Source organism: Arthrobacter sp. HMWF013 (genome assembly GCF_003061105.1).
Lineage (GTDB): Bacteria > Actinomycetota > Actinomycetes > Actinomycetales > Micrococcaceae > Arthrobacter.
Window position 1 is genome coordinate 1 of sequence record NZ_QAIQ01000032.1, and the last position, 16,720, is coordinate 16,720.

Sequence of the window (16,720 nt, forward strand, 5' to 3'; positions counted from 1 at the left end):
GTACCGGATGCTGCTGCAACGCCTGGCCGATATGCCCCGGCACCCCGAACCCCTGCCCGAAACTGCTCCGCCGCCACCACCGGCCGGCCCCCACGCCGTGCAGCTGCTGCGCACCTACGGCGTGAAGCATCCGCCGTTCCCGTTCGCACCCGACGGTGAGCGCAGCGTTGCCCGGGCCTACACGAAGGCTTTCTCCCTGGCCCGCTCGCTGATCTACATCGAGGACCAGTACCTGTGGTCGGCGGAGGTCGCAGCCGGGATCGCTGCGGCCCTCGAGCAGAACCCCGAGCTGAACGTGATCGCCGTGGTGCCACGCTACCCGGACTCCGACGGTCCGCTCGGCGGGCCGCCCAAGCGGCTCGGGCAACTGCGTGCCATCGAGGGGATCAGCCGGGTGGCACCCGACAGATTCGGCGTGTTCAATCTGGAGAACAGAGCAGGGACCCCGATCTATGTCCATGCCAAGATCTGCATCATCGACGACACCTGGTTCACGTGCGGCTCGGACAACTTCAACCGCCGTTCCTGGACCACGGACAGCGAGCTTACCTGCGCGGTGATCGATACCACTGCTGGCCCCGAGGCTCCCTTGCCCCACGGGGTCCGGCGCCAACTCTGGGCCGAACACCTGGGCCTGGACGAGAACGACCCCCAACTCCACGATCCGGCGGACGGGCTCAAACTGTGGAATGCCGCCGCCGACGCCTTGGACCAATGGCATGAAAAGGGCAGCCGCTCCCCCCGCCCCAACGGTCAGGCGCGCCACCATGTCACAGAACCGGTGACACGCCTGCAGCGGCTGTGGGCGGCTCCGGCGAACCGCTTCCTGGTGGACCCGGACGGCCGCCCCCGTAAACTGCGCGGCACCACCCGGTTCTAGGCGGCGATTTCTCGGGAGGGCGAATCAGCCTTCCAAGACGGACCGAACAAAACGACGGCGGGTGGTCCCGCCGTCGTCCGTTCAATCAGTGCTGCACACTCAGGACAGCCGAATCCTTTGCCCGAATCTCACGCAGGCCGGCCTGGCACTCAGGCGCCCGTCCAGCTGTATCGCCGTGAACGGCAGAGGTAATGGCCTCGACAACAGCCATTTGGCCGGTGGTGTCAGGGACGCCGGGAAACTGCACCTGCGGAGCCTCAGTTGCGGCTGCGGGCTCCTCGTTCGTGGCGCGCATGCGAAGGATCGCGATGGCCGAGATCAGGCACCAGGCAATGTTCGTGACCACTGAAGGCCAGGCTTCATGGACGGCACCGTTGATGATGAAGGCGCATGCACCGATGAGGTTGGCCACCTGGAAGCGTTTGCCGGCCTTCAACCAGCCCATGGAGACCGAGAGATAGGCCGACAGGATCAGAACCGCCCCTGACCAACCAGCAATTTCCCACAGCAGTTCCATGATGTCCTTTCAGATGACGGGGGTTTTAACAGCAATTATGAGCAGGAAATACCTTTAGAGCAATTGCATTTGAGTGAAGATATGGTTTAGAACTACTTAACATGGATATCGATCCGCGCAGACTGCGCGTCCTCCTGGCGATTGCCCGCACCGGCGGGGTGCTAGCCGCGGCTGATGAACTGGGAATCAGCCCCTCGGCTGTCTCGCAGCAACTCACCAAATTGGAAGACGAGACAGGGCACGCGTTGGTGGTGCGCACGCCCAAGGGCTCGGTACTGACCCCCGCCGGCCTGGCAGTCGCGGAAGCCGGTGAGGAGATTGAACGCGCGCTCAGCGTCGCCCGCGCCCGCATCGAAGGCGGGGCCAAAATCGCCGGGGTGGTCCGGGTGGGCGGATTCACCAGCTTTGTCCGGACTGTGGTGATCCCCCGCCTGCCTGCATGGCGCACCCAGTACCCGCAGTTGCAGATCCGGATTGTCGAGGACGATCTGCCTGCCCTGATGCGGCTCCTCCGCCAGCGCCAGCTCGACGCCGTCGTCGTGGAGCTCGATTCGACGACGGCCGAGCAGCGTTCGCTCCCCGCCGGACTGACCGAGGAGCCACTGCTGGATGAGCCATGGAAACTGGTGGTTCCCGCCGGCGCCCTGCTCAGTACCGAGAACATCGACCTTGCCCGGCTGCCACTACCGTGGATCGGCGTCGAGCCCACCGCCGCAAACTCCGCGGCACTCGGCCGGCTCCGCCAGTCGACCGGCACCCAGATGGAAACGGTGCATCAGTACCAGGAGACGCTGACAGCCCTCGCCCTCGTCGCCGCGGGAGAAGGCATTGCGATCCTGCCCACCTTGGCGTTGATCGGCGTCGTCCACGACGGGGTCGATGTCCTGGACGTCCCCGGCCTCGGCACGCGGCGCATCGTCCTCCGACGGTTCGACCGGCGGCGCTCAACCGGCACCCCCGTGGACACCGTCGCACGCCTGCTGCGGGAATCGGCCGCCGCGTTCGACACCCGCGCGGCATCCTGAAGCACCGCCCGTGGCGAGCGGACGACGGCGGGACCTCCCGCCGTCGTCGGCCCCGGAAAGTGCACTCGTAGCGGGTTAGGCAATAGTCTGGCCAGATGGGGACCAAAGCCGTGAACTCCGGCGAACAGATGGACAGGCAGTCGCGCATTCTCGAGGCGGCGATGGATCTGCTGTCCCGCCACGGGATTTCAGGCGTGAGCATGCGGGCGGTGGCCCGCGAAGCGGGCGTCGCGCTCGGCCTGGTGAACTACTACTACGACGACAAAACGAGCCTGATACGGGCGGCCCTGCGCCGGGTGGACGAGCATGACCTTCGGCTGGTGGCGCCCGACCCGTCGTCAGACCCGGAGGAACAGCTGCGCCGGGCCCTCCGGCGGGTGGCGGCCGCCGATCTGCTGACCACCCGCTACCTGTCCCTGCGCCTGCACCTGTGGGCCCTCGCCCAGGCGGACGAGGGTTATGCACAGATCAACGCCGAGGCCTTCGACCGCTATCTTGACGGCCTCGCCTCACTGGTTTCCAACGCCCAACCCGGTCTTTCCTGGGAGGAATGCCGCGAGCGGGCGGCTGACATTGTCGTCATCCAGAACGGCATGTGGCTGACAGCGCTTCTCGGCGTTGATGAGGCCTCCATCCAGCGGAGCATCGCCCGCACCGAGCAAATCGCCTTCGCGCCGCTTCCGGACCACTCCCTCAAGGAACACAGGCTGCACGAGTCCTGAACCACAGGGCAGCTGTCCCGTAGAAATTTATACGTCGCATTGAACGACTGTTCAAAAAATGATTGAACACTCGTTCAATCTGCATTACTGTCCTTCCTATGACCTACGCCACACCAGCCCATGACGTCATCCGACCCGCAACAACCGAAACAGCATCCACCCTGTTCATCAACGGTGCATGGGAGCCGGCCGCTTCCGCTGCTGTCCGCGAAATCCGCAACCCCGCCGACGGCGAACAGGTGGCCACAGTGTCCGAGGCCGGCCGGGAGGATGCGGAACGCGCCATCGCCGCAGCCCGTGCAGCCTTCGACTCCGGCATCTGGTCGAATGTCCCGGCCCCGGAGCGCGGGACCTTCCTGCTCAAGGTCGCCGCCGGCCTCCGCGAACACCGCGAAAAGTTCGCCCGCGCCGAGTCGCTGGACACCGGCAAGCGCATGGTCGAAAGCCGCATCGACATGGACGACATTGCCGCCTGCTTCGAATACTTCGGCAGGCTCGCCGGCCAGCAGGCCGGACGCATCGTCGACGCCGGGAACGCCGAGGTCGTCAGCAAAATCGTCTACGAACCCGTGGGTGTCTGCGGCCTGATCACGCCCTGGAACTACCCCCTGCTCCAGGCCGCGTGGAAGATCGCGCCCGCCCTCGCCGCCGGCTGCACGTTCGTCCTCAAACCCTCCGAGCTGACCCCGTCCACCGCCATCCTGGCCATGCAGCTGCTGCAGGACCTCGGCCTGCCGGACGGCGTCGCGAACCTCGTGACCGGCGCCGGAGCGGAGGCGGGTGCACCGCTTTCGGAACACCCCGCCGTCGACCTCGTCTCGTTCACCGGCGGTTTGGAAACCGGCAAGCGCATCGCGGCGGCCGCCGCCGGCACCGTAAAAAAGGTGGCGCTGGAACTCGGTGGCAAGAACCCCAACGTGGTGTTTGCCGACGCGGACTTCGACGCCGCCGTCGACAATGCCCTGAACGGAGCCTTCGTCCACTCCGGGCAGGTCTGCTCCGCCGGAGCGCGGCTGCTGGTGGAGGAATCCATCGCCGAGCGCTTCGTGGACGAACTGGTCCGCCGCGCCCAGGCGATCCGCCTCGGCGGCCCCTTCGACGAAACAGCCGAAACCGGGCCGCTGATTTCCGCGGCCCACCGCGACAAGGTCCACTCCTATGTCCAGCGCGGCATCCAGGAGGGTGCCCGGCTGCGGACCGGCGGCGCGGCGCCGCGGGGAGAAAAGTACGACGGCGGGTTCTACTACCAGCCGACTGTCCTGGACCGCGTCGAGCGGGGAATGTCCGTGGTCATCGACGAGGCGTTCGGCCCCGTGGTGACCGTGGAGACCTTCCGCACCGAGGACGAAGCGGTGGCCACCGCCAACGACACGGTCTACGGCCTGGCCGGCGCGGTCTGGACCCAGGATGCGGGCAAGGCGCAGCGCGTGGCCTCCCGGCTGCGGCACGGCACCATCTGGATCAACGACTACCACCCCTACCTTCCCCAGGCCGAGTGGGGCGGCTTCGGCCAGTCCGGCGTCGGCCGCGAGCTGGGCCCCACGGGCCTGGCCGAGTACCAGGAAGCCAAGCACATCTACCAGAACACCAGCCCGCAGGTCACCGGCTGGTTTGCTGACCATGGCAAGGAGAACTAGATGCATTACGAGAACATCGACGATGTCACGGAGCGCGGGTTCGACTACGTCGTCATCGGCGGCGGATCTGCCGGTGCCGCCGTGGCCGCCCGGCTGAGCGAGGATCCGGACGTGACCGTGGCCCTCGTGGAGGCCGGTCCGGATGACCGGAACCTGCCCGAAATCCTGCAGCTGGACCGCTGGATGGAGCTGCTTGAGTCCGGCTACGACTGGGACTATCCGGTGGAACCGCAGGAAAACGGCAACTCCTTTATGCGCCATGCCCGTGCCAGGGTGATGGGCGGCTGCTCGAGCCACAACTCGTGTATCGCGTTCTGGGCTCCCCGCGAGGACCTCGACGAGTGGGAGTCGAAGTACGGCGCCACCGGCTGGAACGCCGACGCCGCCTGGCCGCTGTACAAGCGGCTGGAAACCAATGAGGACGCCGGCCCGGACGCCCCGCACCACGGGGACACAGGCCCCGTGCACCTGATGAACGTGTCCCCGGTGGATCCTGCAGGCGTCGCCCTCCTGGACGCCTGCGAACAGACGGGCATTCCGCGAGCGAAGTTCAACACCGGGGCCACCGTGATCAACGGCGCCAATTTCTTCCAGATCAACCGCCGCGCGGACGGCACCCGGGCCTCGAGTTCGGTCTCCTACATCCACCCGATCATCGACCGCGAAAACTTCACCCTGCTCACAGGCCTCCGAGCCCGCCAGCTGGTGTTCGACGCGGACAAACGCTGCACCGGCGTCGACGTGGTGGACTCCGCGTTCGGCCGCACCCACCGGCTCTCCGCGCACCGCGAAGTCATCCTGTCCACCGGTGCCATCGACTCCCCCAAGCTGCTGATGCTCTCCGGCATCGGTCCGGCAGCCCACCTCGCCGCGCACGGCATCGAGGTCCTGGTGGACTCCCCCGGCGTGGGCGAAAACCTGCAGGACCACCCCGAAGGCGTGGTCCAGTTCGAGGCCAGGCAGCCCATGGTGCAGACCTCCACCCAGTGGTGGGAGATCGGCATCTTCACCCCCACCGAGGACGGCCTGGACCGCCCGGACCTGATGATGCACTACGGCTCCGTCCCCTTCGACATGAACACCCTGCGGCACGGTTACCCCACCACAGAGAACGGCTTCAGCCTCACCCCGAACGTCACCCACGCCCGCTCCCGCGGCACCGTCCGGCTGCGGAGCCGCGATTTCCGCGACAAGCCCATGGTGGATCCGCGCTACTTCACGGATCCCGAAGGCCACGACATGCGCGTCATGGTGGCCGGTATCCGCAAGGCCCGCGAAATCGCCGCCCAGCCCGCCATGGCCGAATGGACCGGCCGCGAGCTGTCGCCCGGCGTCGCGGCGCAGACGGACGAGGAGCTGCGGGATTACATCCGCAAGACCCACAACACCGTGTACCACCCGGTGGGCACGGTCCGGATGGGACCGGCCGACGACGGGATGTCACCGCTGGATCCCGAGCTGCGGGTCAAGGGCGTCGCCGGCCTGCGCGTGGCGGATGCCTCCGTGATGCCCGAGCACATCACCGTCAACCCCAACATCACCGTCATGATGATCGGCGAGCGCTGCGCGGACCTCATCCGCGCCGGCCGGTCCAGCGAAACCATGACCGCGGAAGAAATGGAGCTCACCGCATCCCTTGCCTGAGCGGCAAGGTCCCGGCGGCAGGGCATTGACCTTCCGTGCGCCACGGCCGGCCGGTCATCACTATCGTGCTTTTCTGATTTAGGAGTCCACATGGCGGAACCCAGCAAGAGTATTGATTCAAGCGGCATGGACGAATTCGGCTACACCCAGACCCTGGACCGGAGCATCGGCAAATTTGCCAGCTTCGCCGCAGGCGTCAGCTACATCTCCATCCTCACCGGCGTCTTCCAACTGTTCTACTTCGGTTTTTCCATGGCCGGCCCCGCATATGCGTGGTCATGGCCCATCGTCTTTGCCGGCCAGCTCATGGTGGCACTGTGTTTTGCCGAACTGGCGGGCCGCTATCCCGTGGCGGGATCGGTCTACAACTGGGCCAAACGGCTCGCGTCCGGCACCTCGGCGTGGCTGGCCGGCTGGCTGCTGATGATCTCCTCCGTCGTGGCGCTGGGCTCCGTGGCACTTGCCCTGCAGCTCACCCTGCCCCAGCTCTGGTCCGGCTTCCAATTCGTCGGTGACGGCACCGGCCCCTACGATTTCGCCATGAACGGCGTGGTGCTGGCCAGCATCATGATCACCATCTCCACCCTCATCAACGCGTTTGGTGTGAAGCTCATGACCCGGATCAACAGCATCGGCGTTTTCGTGGAGCTGAGCGCAGCCGTACTCCTGATCCTCGCGCTGGGCTGGCACGTGGTGCGCGGCCCTGAGGTCTTTTTCGACACCGCCGGCTTCGGGGAAGGCCACGACCTCGGCTTCTTCGGTGTCTTCCTGATCGGTGCCATGGCGTCCGGTTATGTGATGTACGGCTTTGACACGGCCAGCTCCCTGGGCGAGGAAACCAAAGACCCCAAACGGACGGCACCCAAGGCCATCCTGCGGGCCATCACGGCCTCGTTCGTGCTGGGCGGGCTGATCCTGCTGTTTGGCATCCTGGCCGCACCTGACCTGGCAGATCCCAAGGTGGGAGCGGCCGACGGCGGGCTGCAGTACATTGTGCTCTCCGTCCTGGGCGGACCGTTCGGCAAGGCCTTCCTCGCGTGCATCGTGGTGGCCGTGGTCGTCTGCACCCTGGCCGTCCATGCCGCCGCCATCCGCATGATGTTTGCCATGGCCCGGGACAACAACCTGCCCTTCAGCCGCCAGCTCAGCAAGGTGGACCCGGTCCGCCGGACCCCCAAGATCGCGGCGATCGTGATCGGCGTCCTGGCCGTCATGCCTTTGCTCATCAACGTCATGCAGCCGGCGATTTTCACGATCATGTCCAGCATCAGCATCGTCCTGATCTACCTCTCCTACCTCCTGGTGACGGTTGCCCTGCTGCGCAACAGGCTCCTGAAGAAGTGGCCACTGGCGGACGACGGTTCCGAGCCCGGGTTCTGCATGGGCAAGTGGGGACTGCCCGTGAACATCCTGGCCGTCCTCTGGGGCGCGGCCATGACGGTCAACCTGGTCTGGCCCCGCCCGGAGATCTACAACTCGGTGCCGCCGTTCGAGTGGTACCTGCAGTGGGGCGGTGTGATCTTCGTAGGTGCCGTAGTCATTGGCGGGACCCTGCTCTACCGCCTGAAGATCCGATACCAGACCGGGGTGCTGGCCGAGCACGCCGCGGCAGTCGCAGCACATCCGTCGTCGGGCGCACGGCAGCACGAAGTCCCCAAGGATTCACTGGTGGCCGCGTCGGAAGCTCAGTAACGCACCGGAAAGGCCGCTGACCCTGATACTGCTCGCCACGGTGGCCGCCCGGGCCATCGTCGCCCAGCAGATCGGTGTTGGCCCTTTCTAAGAACCACAGCGCAAGAAAGCGGACGACGGCGGGAGGTTCCCGCCGTCGCCCGCTTTCTGTTTGTGAACTGTAAATTCCGCTGCTGATCCCACCGGCACTTCTAGAACTGCCCGGTGGGGCCGCTGTCCTTGACGTCACCACGCCACGCCCCGGTTTCGGTGCCGCGCGACTCGATGAAGTGCTTGAACTTACGCATGTCGGCCTTGACCTGCACCTCGTCAATCTTCAGGGCTGCGCCTGCCTTTTCAGTGACTGTTTCCGGTGCCCATTCGAAATGGACTTTGACTTTCGTATGATTGGCATCCAGCGGAGTGAACCTGATGATGCCGGCGTGGGACTTGCCGTCGGTGCTGCGCCAGGCGATCCTGTCGTCAGGCTCCTGGTCAACGATTTCAGTATCGAATTCCCGCTGGACTCCACCCACCCTGGTCACCCAGTGATTGGTGGTGTCAGTCAGCTGGGTTACGGATTCCACGCCGGACATGAACTGCGGAAAGGATTCGAACTGGGTCCACTGGTTGTATGCGGTCCGCACCGGGACTGCGACGTCAACGGTCTCTTCAACGTGTTCCATCTGCTTCCTCCTCATGACGGACGGCCGCAACAGCGGACCGGCAGCACTGGCCATCCTGCCAGTCAGGCAACCGCCACCTTTTCACCATAAATCCGGCCGCTACCGGGGTCCAGACCCTTCAGAATTGCCCTTCAGGATTCCCGGGAGGACGGCGTCACCATTTGGCCCGGTCGTAGGGGCAGTCCGCGTGCGCGAAGGCAATCGCGTAGGTGAGAGCTCGGCGGGTCAGGGCGCGCGGCCGTCAGGCACAGGCAGCGAGGCGCGTCAGGATGGCCTGCTCTAAGGGGCTAACGGTAAAAGGCAGGCAGCCTGGTGGCAGGAGTGGTGGTTCCAGGTCTGGGTGCTCAGCTGGATAGTATCGGCCGGTCGGTGAAATCCAGCCGGGTGGCTCAGTCTTCGTTGCCTGCGTTGGTTTCCAGGGCCGCCGGTGCTTGAGACGGTGGTGTTTCGGGCATGCCTGTCCAAGGTTGCTGATCCCGGTGGTCCCGCCCTGCTGCCAGGCGGTGAGATGGTCCGCCTCATTGTCCAGGCTATTGTTGCTGCAGCCCGGGAAGGTGCATGCGCCGTCCCGCATCTTGAGCCATCGCTTCAATGCTTCGGGTAGCCGGTAGCTGGTGCGCCCGATTTCCAGCGGCGCCCCGTTCCTCGGGTCTATCAGGACGCGGTACAACGAGCTGGCACCGTCAGCAACCAGCCTGCGCGCCACCGATGGCGGGACCGGACCCAGTCCATCGACCTCGGCAGGTTCGTCGGTGATTCCGAGGAGGGAGAAGACCGGGACGGTGAGGAGCACTTCAACTCTAGGGGAGGGCACTTCGCCGATGCCCTGGTTCGCACTGCCCAGCAGCAGCCCTGCGCCGATGTCGGCGCGTAACTGGGTGAGGTTGCGTGGTTCGTGTGGGCCCTGGAGGCCGCGGGCCAGAGCGGTGGTTTTGTTCCAGATGGCGCAGGCTGTGTCCCCGGGAAGGTAGAGCGAAATCCAGGCCATGCCGTCGCGGTCCGGAGCGTACTCCATCCGCCGGTCCGCCATGCTCTTCGCGTGCCGTTTTTCAAGGGTCTCGGGGTGGTGGCGTTCGCGCCAGGCGCGAACCTTCCGGCGGAACCGGCCAGGCACCAGCTCTCCGGGACCGGCAGCGTTGGGAGGGTTGAGGGCATCCTGACCGAAGAAGTGCGCCTCCAGGGCAGAGGCTGCTGCAGGGGTCAGGCCAGTAGTTTCCTCGACCATGATGCGGGCATGCTGCCAGGCGATGGTGCCGGTTTGCAGCGCATCGAGTGCCGCCGGCAAGGAGGTGGCCAGCGCGTGGGCTTCTCCAACGAGGGCGGATGCGGCACGTTCGCCGATGGTGAGCACGCAAGCGACTTCTGCCACCAGGCTCATCTCCTTCGCCGATGCCTCATGCGCATTGGCCGGCGGGCCTTCCATCCCGGCCGCTGCCTCCGCATAGGCGGCCACCAGCCGGACCTTCACCGCCGCCGTCGCGGCCTCGACCCGAGCCAGCACCCCTAAACCCTCCAGGCACGCCTCGGAAAACTCGTGCATCGGATCAGCATCGGCATCGGCCACACGCATAGGCCCAGCCGGGGCGGCCGACGGGCAGTCAAGAACACCGGCAAGCTCCTCAACCAGCCCGGCCACCGACGCAATCGCAGCCGCAACCGCGGTCCTGCCTCCCGCATCGACAACCACACCGGTTTCCAGAACCAAAGCATCGCAGGGGGTCTGACAGTTTTGGGAAGTACCTGTTTATGCCAACCACAGGGGGCGCCAGCACGGGTGGTGACCGCGCAACGGGACTCGGGCAAGGCGTCTTTGTTGGGTGGGTAGCGTCCAACGGAAGCCCACGCCGCCGGGACTTCCTGGAACTCAAGTCCCGACGTCGTCCGCTTGATTTAAGCTTCCCTCATTGGCCGAGACGCGCCATCTCCTCACCCATGGCCTGCGCAAACACGGCGCCTGGCACATTCAACACGTCGAAATGGATGCCGCAGCACAGGTTGCCCGCGTATGAGACCGCGGCGACGCCGAGCCGCACATTGCCGGCGAGTACCGCAACCGGCCAGAGCGCAGCGACCGGGGCTCCCGCAAGCCGGAACGTGCCTTCCGGACCCGGCACGTTGGTGACAAACCCTCCCACCAGATGCTGCCGCCGGGCGAGGTGGTCCATGATGCGCGCGCCCACCGGGCCGCGCATGAACTCCAGGGTGCCCTGGTCCCTGGCCTGTGGTTTCTCCGCACGGGTCTGCGCGGTGATGAGCCGCAAGCGCTCATCAGGATCAGGCTCCCCAAGCGGTAGCCGCACAAGCATGACTCCCACCTGGTTCGCGGCAGGCCCCTGCCGCCGCAACGCCACAGGCTCAGACACCGGCAGCCAAGCGGGAACGGGCTCACCGGCACTCATCAAGGCTGCCCGGAAGCCCGCCGCCGCTGCTGCGAGCAGTGCATCGTTGACCGTGGCACCCCGCGGACGCACCACCGTCTCGAGGGCTTCGATTTCTGTACGCACAAACGCGACGCCGTGGTGCGCGCTGCGCTCCCCGAGCAGCACCGTGCCGCCCACGCCACGGCCCCACAAGGTCATCCGGATGCGGCGCAGGCCGATCCTCAGCCGGCGCAAAGTGCGGCGTGGATCGCTCCGCGGGCGGTTTCGGGGTGCCTCCGCCAGCCCACGCGTAGGCGGCCCGTTCCCCGCGTCCTCTCCCGGTTCGCCGGGATCAAAGAGCTGCTGCACAATCACCGCTGCCGTCATGCCGTCGGCCACCGCGTGATGGATGCGCAGCACTACACCGGGTCCCCTCGCCGTGGCACCCGGGACCAGCAGGATCTCCCACAACGGCCGGTCCCCTGCGAGCGGCTGGCCCATGAGCTCGGCGCATCTCTTTTGAAGTCCCGCGAGACCGTCGACGGGATCCACGAGACGGATGTGGTGTTCGACGTCGGGCGTGGATTCGATCCAGTGATGCCGGCGGCCCACTCGGACTGCTCTTTTGCGGAGCGCCGGCACCTCCGCTATCCGCTCGCGGAGGACCGCCCGCAGCCGGGCCATGTCCGGTGACCCGTCCACGGCCAGGAAACCGCCCGGCTCGAGCAGGCAAGCGACGAGGAACACGTTGACCTGGCCTGCGTGGTCGAGCACCAGGTTCGCCTCGTCGGCAGGGGCCAGCTTCTGCGTCGCCGGGTGCATGTCTCGACAGTAACCGGGAAACAGCCGGCCTGTCAGTTGAACTTCTTGGAGACCTGACGTCACACAACGCGACGGCATCCCGCTCAGGGCAGGCAACGCCCTACCCTTGACAGGTGACTTTGACTAAGATCCGCACCGCCGCCGCGAGCTCCCTCGCCGCCGCCGGTCTCCTGTTTACCCTCGCCGCCTGTTCCGCACCGGCCGCCACCCAGCCCACTACCGCGCCGGCTACAACGGCAGCCGCCTCATCCAGCGCCGCCTCCGGGCCCTGCACCGGCGTAAAGGTGATCGTCGATTCGGGCGCCCTGAAGCAGGATGCCGCTGACAAGTCCGTGTGCGTGCCCGTGGACGCCCCCACCGCCGCTTCCAAGGTGCTCGAAGAGGCCGACGTGAAGACAGAAGGCACCACGCAGTACCCCACCGAACTCGTGTGCCGCGTGAACGGCGTGCCGGCAGCGGACTTCGACATCACCCACAAGGCCGGCACGTACAAGGAAGAATGCACGGGCATGCCCGCCGCCTTCGCGTACTGGTCGCTCTGGGTTAAGCCCGACGCCGGTGCCTGGGAATACGCCCAGGAAGGCCTCGCCACCCTGCAGGTCAGCCCGGGCCAGAGCCTGGAACTGCTCTTCACGGTCGACGGCGAACCGGCCGCCCCCGCGGCATGACCTTCCGACCCGCGCCGTTACGCGCGGCGGCAGTCCTCGCCGTCGTGTTCATCGCGGCGCGGGTCATCTACCGCGTACTTTTCAACGGCGCGGGTATCGGTGAACCGGTCCTGCTGGACCTGCCGGGGATCCGGCTGCCTGCTCCGTACGCGCATGTTGTCCTCCTCGGTCCCGTCACCGCGCCCGGGCTGTGGCAGGCGGTCCTGTCCGCCCTGCCGATTGCCGGGATGTTCCTCGGTTTCGGCCTGCTCAATGCTTTTGTGGACATCTCCCGCGGCTTCGTCCACCTGGCCCGCGGCGGACCCATGCAGGGCGTTGCCCGCATGCTTGTGGTGGCGTGGGCGGCGCTTCCGGCCCTTGCCGACGCCGTGACCTCCGTACGCCTGGCCTTCCGGTTGCGCGGCGAACGCTTCGGACCCCGCGCCCTGGTGCCCGTGCTCGAGCGCACCCTTGAGCACGCCAGCCGGGTCGCCGCGGCCCTGGAGCTGCGCGGCTTCGGGAGCCGGGCCGCACACTTACCCGGCCAAGGCACTGAACCACCGGTTCTCGTGAGGGACGCACAATTCCGCATCGGCGACGCCCAGGTGCGGATCGCCAGATTCGCCCCGTCGCCCGTGTCAATTGCCGTCATCACCGGACCGACGGGCTCCGGCAAGTCCACCATCCTGCGGGGCATCGCGGGCCTCCTCTCCCACGTTGACGGCGGAGACATCTCCGGCACCCTGAGCCTCGCCGGAGCCGACCGTGCCGCCACGCCGCCGCGCGATACCGCCCGGCTCATCGGCGTCGTCCTGCAGAATCCCCGCGCCGCGTTCGCCACCAGCCGGGTCCGGGACGAAATTGGCCTCGCCCTTGAGCTGCGCGGCGTCGCAGCCGTGACCGCCAAGGCGCGGGTGCTGGAGGTCGCGGAGAGCATCGGGGTGACTGCGCTCCTGGACCGCAATGTCAGCACTCTCTCGGCCGGTGAGGCAACGCTTGTGGCCATCGCCGCCGCCGTGGTGGAGCAGCCGGCACTGCTCCTGGTTGACGAGCCCCTGGCCGACCTTGACAGCGCAGCACGCGGACACGTCATCGCCGTGCTCCACGCCCTCGCCCGGGAAGCAGGCGTCTGCGTCATCGTGGCGGAACACCGCGCGGAACCGCTCGTACCCGTCGCCGATTCTTGGTGGACCATCGACGACGGCGCCCTGGTACCGGGTGCCGCACCGTCGCCGTCGCCCGCCGTCGTTTCCCGTCCGACGCCGGCCCAGCCAGCAGAGCACGCGCCCGTCCTGACTGCCACTAACCTCGCGGTGCACCGCAAGGGCAAACCGCTCGTGCGCGAGGCATCCCTGACCCTGCACCGCGGTGAAGTGGTGGCCCTGGTGGGGCCGAACGGCGCCGGGAAGTCGTCCCTCCTGGTGGCGCTCGCCCTTGGTGAGGGGACGGCTGGTGAAGGAACGCGCGACGGCGGCACGCTCGATGGCGGCCGCGTCGCCCTTGTGCCGGATGCCTCGGACGACCTCTTCACGAGGGATACCGTGGCAGGAGAGCTCCGCGCCGCCGAGCGTCGCCAGGGCCGCCGAAAGAGCGGTGGCCGGCCCTCGCCCGGCCCAGCAGCTTCACACCTTGCCCGGTTGCGGGGGGACGTCCGGATTCCCATTGGCCACGAGCATCCGCGGGACCTCTCCGCAGGCGAACGCAGGATCCTGGCCATCGCGCTGCAGACCATGGACAACCCGCAGGTCCTCCTGATTGATGAGCCTACCCGTGGCCTCGACCCTGCGGCGCGCACGGCGGTCGCGGCCGCGCTGCGGGCCGCAGCGGACACCGGCACGGCGGTCCTGATCGCCACCCACGACCACGACTTTGCGCACGGACTCGGCGCCCGGATCCTCCCCATGAGTGACGGCGTCGCGCCCTCACTCGGGCCCGAAGCCGTCCCGGCCAGTGCCGCCGCTGTCCCGGTGATCGCAGCACCACGGTTCACCGACCAAGGAACAGACATTTCCGCTGCCAAGAAACAGCACCGCATCCGGATGCCACGGGGCGTCGAGGTCCCGGTCCTCGCCGCCGCAAACCTCCTGGCCCTCGCGGCATTCTGCTGGCCGCTGCTCGCTGCGGCGCTCCCGCAGGATGCCGCCGCGGCACTCCCCTACGCGGCGCTGGCCATGGCGCCCATCGCCGTCGTCGCCATCGTGGTATCCCTCGACGGCTCGGTCCGCTCGGCACACACGGTGGCACTGCTCGGTGTCCTGGCCGCAGTGGGTTCCGCAGTCCGGGTGGCGAGCACCGGCGTCGGGGGCGTGGAGGCAGTCTTTATCCTGCTGATCCTGGCCGGCAGGGCCTTCGGTCCCCGTTTCGGCATGCTCCTCGGCGCGGCCACGATCGCGCTCTCAAGTGCCTTGTGGGGCGGCATCGGGCCCTGGACACCGTTCCAGATCTTCGCCTGTGCATGGGTGGGCGCGGGTGCCGGCCTGCTCCCCCGGCGGGTGCGCGGCAAAGCCGAACTGTGGATGCTGGCCGGCTACGGCGTCGTGGCGTCCTACCTGTTCGGCCTGCTGACAAACCTGTGGTTCTGGCCCTTCGCCGTGGGTTCCGGGACGGGCATCTCGTACGTCGCCGGCGCGCCGCTGGGCACCAACCTCAGCAGCTTTCTGCTCTACTCGCTGGTGACGTCGACGGCGGGCTGGGACACCCTGCGTGCCGTCACCACGATCATCGGAATCGCCGTGGTGGGACGTGCAATTCTCGCCGCCCTCCGCCGGGTAAAGCCGGTTTCCAGCGCGGGCGGGCAAGCCGTGCAGGCTCACTCCGACCTGGCCAGGGACCGGCTGCATATTGGGGCCTGAGGGCACCTTCCGTGAACACCCTTGAGTTCAACGTGGGAGGATCCCTAGGATTCGCTATTTCCCGTGGATAGTCTGGGACAGGACGCCACCCAATGGAGGGTCAGGGAGAACGTGATCGAAGCAGCTGCTGCGGTAATCGGCCGGAACAACGTCACCATATCCGGCCGGAATGATGGGCCTGTCATGATGTTTGCTCACGGTTTTGGCTGCGATCAGGCTATGTGGCGGAAGCTGCTGCCCTATTTCGTTGAGGATTACCGGCTGGTGCTTTTTGATCATGTTGGTGCAGGACACTCCGACATCAGCGCCTATGACTGGGAGAAGTACGGGTCCCTGAATGGGTACGCTTCGGACCTGCTGGAGATTTGCGCCGCCCTCGAACTTGAGGACGTCATCCTGGTGGGCCACAGTGTCAGCACGATGATCGCCGTGATCGCCGCAGTGCAGGACCCCACCCGTTTCTCCCACCTGGTCCTGCTTGCTCCTTCGCCCCGTCATACGGATGACCCGTACGACGGCTACGTGGGCGGGTTTTCGCGGGAAGACATCGAGGGCCTGCTGGCATCTTTGGACAGCAACTATTTCGCCTGGGCCGCGGCCGTGGCGCCCATGGTTATGGGCAACCCGCAGGAGCCGGAATTGGCGGAGGACCTTCGTGCCAGCTTCTGCCGGACAAATCCGACCATCGCACGGCACTTCGCCGGGGTAACTTTTTTCTCCGATACCCGCCCTGAACTGAAAAAGTTGCGCACCAGCTCCCTGATTCTGCAGTGCTCCGACGATCGGCTCGCCCCGCCGGAAGTGGGCGCCTACCTGCACAAGAATCTGGAACACAGCACCCTGGTGCAGCTTCACGCCACCGGGCACTGTCCCCACGTCAGCGCTCCGGAAGAAACAGCCCGGGCGATTCTGGATTACCTCAACACCCGCTCGTGACAGGCCCCGCTGGCACCGGCCCAGTAGCTTGACGGAAGGCCGGTTATCGGCGTTCGGTAATGGGCTGCGGGGGCTTGGAAGCCCTCGCTGACGAAGGCAATCCCTATGAACGCTACAACCGAAATTCGCGACACGAATACAGCCTCCAAAGATGGAGGTACTAGCAGGCTGTCGGTATTAGCCGACGCTGGCACATTCGGTGGATTAAATCATTGACTTAGTTCATTCCTCAGGCTTAGGGTTGGCGCATTGGGGATGGATTAGCTTTTCTGGATCCTGCAGCCGCCCCTCTGAAACCAACATAATTGGCTGATTTGCCTG

13 protein-coding genes are annotated in these 16,720 nt (G+C 66.5%); 9 read left to right on the forward strand and 4 right to left on the reverse strand.

All coding sequences use genetic code 11. The features are described 5' to 3' along the window. The coding region (locus DBR22_RS01500; RefSeq protein WP_258229005.1) for a phospholipase D-like domain-containing protein at nucleotides 1–880 on the forward strand (880 nt) is incomplete at its 5' end. An 85-nt stretch (nucleotides 881–965) separates the two neighbouring features. On the opposite strand, the gene DBR22_RS01505 is transcribed toward DBR22_RS01500, so the two are convergent. Continuing rightward, the gene (locus DBR22_RS01505; protein ID WP_108597467.1) at nucleotides 966–1,397 is read right to left on the reverse strand and encodes a CBU_0592 family membrane protein; all 432 of its coding nucleotides are present in this window, start codon (nucleotides 1,395–1,397) and stop codon (nucleotides 966–968) included. A gap of 101 nt (nucleotides 1,398–1,498) precedes the next feature. Between DBR22_RS01505 and DBR22_RS01510 the strand changes: the two genes are divergently transcribed. From DBR22_RS01510 to DBR22_RS01530, 5 genes are all read left to right on the forward strand, one after another. Next, the gene (locus DBR22_RS01510) at nucleotides 1,499–2,422 is read left to right on the forward strand and encodes a LysR family transcriptional regulator (RefSeq protein WP_108597468.1); all 924 of its coding nucleotides are present in this window, start codon (nucleotides 1,499–1,501) and stop codon (nucleotides 2,420–2,422) included. Nucleotides 2,423–2,517: 95 nt separating this feature from the next. Beyond that, nucleotides 2,518–3,144 carry a TetR/AcrR family transcriptional regulator gene (locus DBR22_RS01515; RefSeq protein WP_108597469.1) on the forward strand — a complete coding sequence of 209 codons (627 nt, stop codon included), beginning with the start codon at nucleotides 2,518–2,520 and terminating at the stop codon, nucleotides 3,142–3,144. A 98-nt stretch (nucleotides 3,145–3,242) separates the two neighbouring features. Next, nucleotides 3,243–4,781 carry an aldehyde dehydrogenase family protein gene (locus DBR22_RS01520; protein WP_108597470.1) on the forward strand — a complete coding sequence of 513 codons (1,539 nt, stop codon included), beginning with the start codon at nucleotides 3,243–3,245 and terminating at the stop codon, nucleotides 4,779–4,781. Beyond that, nucleotides 4,782–6,425: a GMC family oxidoreductase gene (locus DBR22_RS01525; protein ID WP_108597471.1), complete on the forward strand. Its 1,644-nt coding sequence runs from the start codon at nucleotides 4,782–4,784 to the stop codon at nucleotides 6,423–6,425. A 90-nt stretch (nucleotides 6,426–6,515) separates the two neighbouring features. Then, entirely contained in the window at nucleotides 6,516–8,117 is a 1,602-nt protein-coding gene (locus DBR22_RS01530; RefSeq protein WP_108597472.1) for an APC family permease, read from the forward strand. Between the two features lie 191 nt (nucleotides 8,118–8,308). On the opposite strand, the gene DBR22_RS01535 is transcribed toward DBR22_RS01530, so the two are convergent. The 3 genes from DBR22_RS01535 to DBR22_RS01545 all read right to left on the reverse strand — a co-directional run bounded on the left by DBR22_RS01535 (nucleotide 8,309) and on the right by DBR22_RS01545 (nucleotide 11,964). Next, the gene (locus DBR22_RS01535; RefSeq protein WP_108597473.1) at nucleotides 8,309–8,782 is read right to left on the reverse strand and encodes an SRPBCC family protein; all 474 of its coding nucleotides are present in this window, start codon (nucleotides 8,780–8,782) and stop codon (nucleotides 8,309–8,311) included. Nucleotides 8,783–9,023: 241 nt separating this feature from the next. Continuing rightward, on the reverse strand, nucleotides 9,024–10,469 hold the full coding sequence (locus tag DBR22_RS01540; protein ID WP_258229006.1) for an HNH endonuclease signature motif containing protein: 1,446 nt from the start codon (nucleotides 10,467–10,469) through the stop codon (nucleotides 9,024–9,026). Between the two features lie 214 nt (nucleotides 10,470–10,683). Continuing rightward, nucleotides 10,684–11,964 carry a wax ester/triacylglycerol synthase domain-containing protein gene (locus DBR22_RS01545; protein WP_108597474.1) on the reverse strand — a complete coding sequence of 427 codons (1,281 nt, stop codon included), beginning with the start codon at nucleotides 11,962–11,964 and terminating at the stop codon, nucleotides 10,684–10,686. A 113-nt stretch (nucleotides 11,965–12,077) separates the two neighbouring features. Here DBR22_RS01545 and DBR22_RS01550 point away from each other — a divergent pair, with 113 nt between their 5' ends. The 3 genes from DBR22_RS01550 to DBR22_RS01560 all read left to right on the forward strand — a co-directional run bounded on the left by DBR22_RS01550 (nucleotide 12,078) and on the right by DBR22_RS01560 (nucleotide 16,399). Next, entirely contained in the window at nucleotides 12,078–12,632 is a 555-nt protein-coding gene (locus tag DBR22_RS01550; RefSeq protein WP_108597475.1) for a hypothetical protein, read from the forward strand. Further along, a complete protein-coding gene (locus DBR22_RS01555) occupies nucleotides 12,629–15,463 on the forward strand; it encodes an ATP-binding cassette domain-containing protein (RefSeq protein ID WP_108597476.1) in 2,835 nt (944 codons plus the stop codon). Before DBR22_RS01550 ends, DBR22_RS01555 begins: the two co-directional genes overlap by 4 nt. Nucleotides 15,464–15,574: 111 nt before the next feature. Further along, complete coding sequence (locus DBR22_RS01560) at nucleotides 15,575–16,399, forward strand: alpha/beta fold hydrolase (protein ID WP_108597477.1); 825 nt, start codon at nucleotides 15,575–15,577, stop codon at nucleotides 16,397–16,399. The last annotated feature ends 321 nt before the right edge of the window (nucleotides 16,400–16,720 follow it).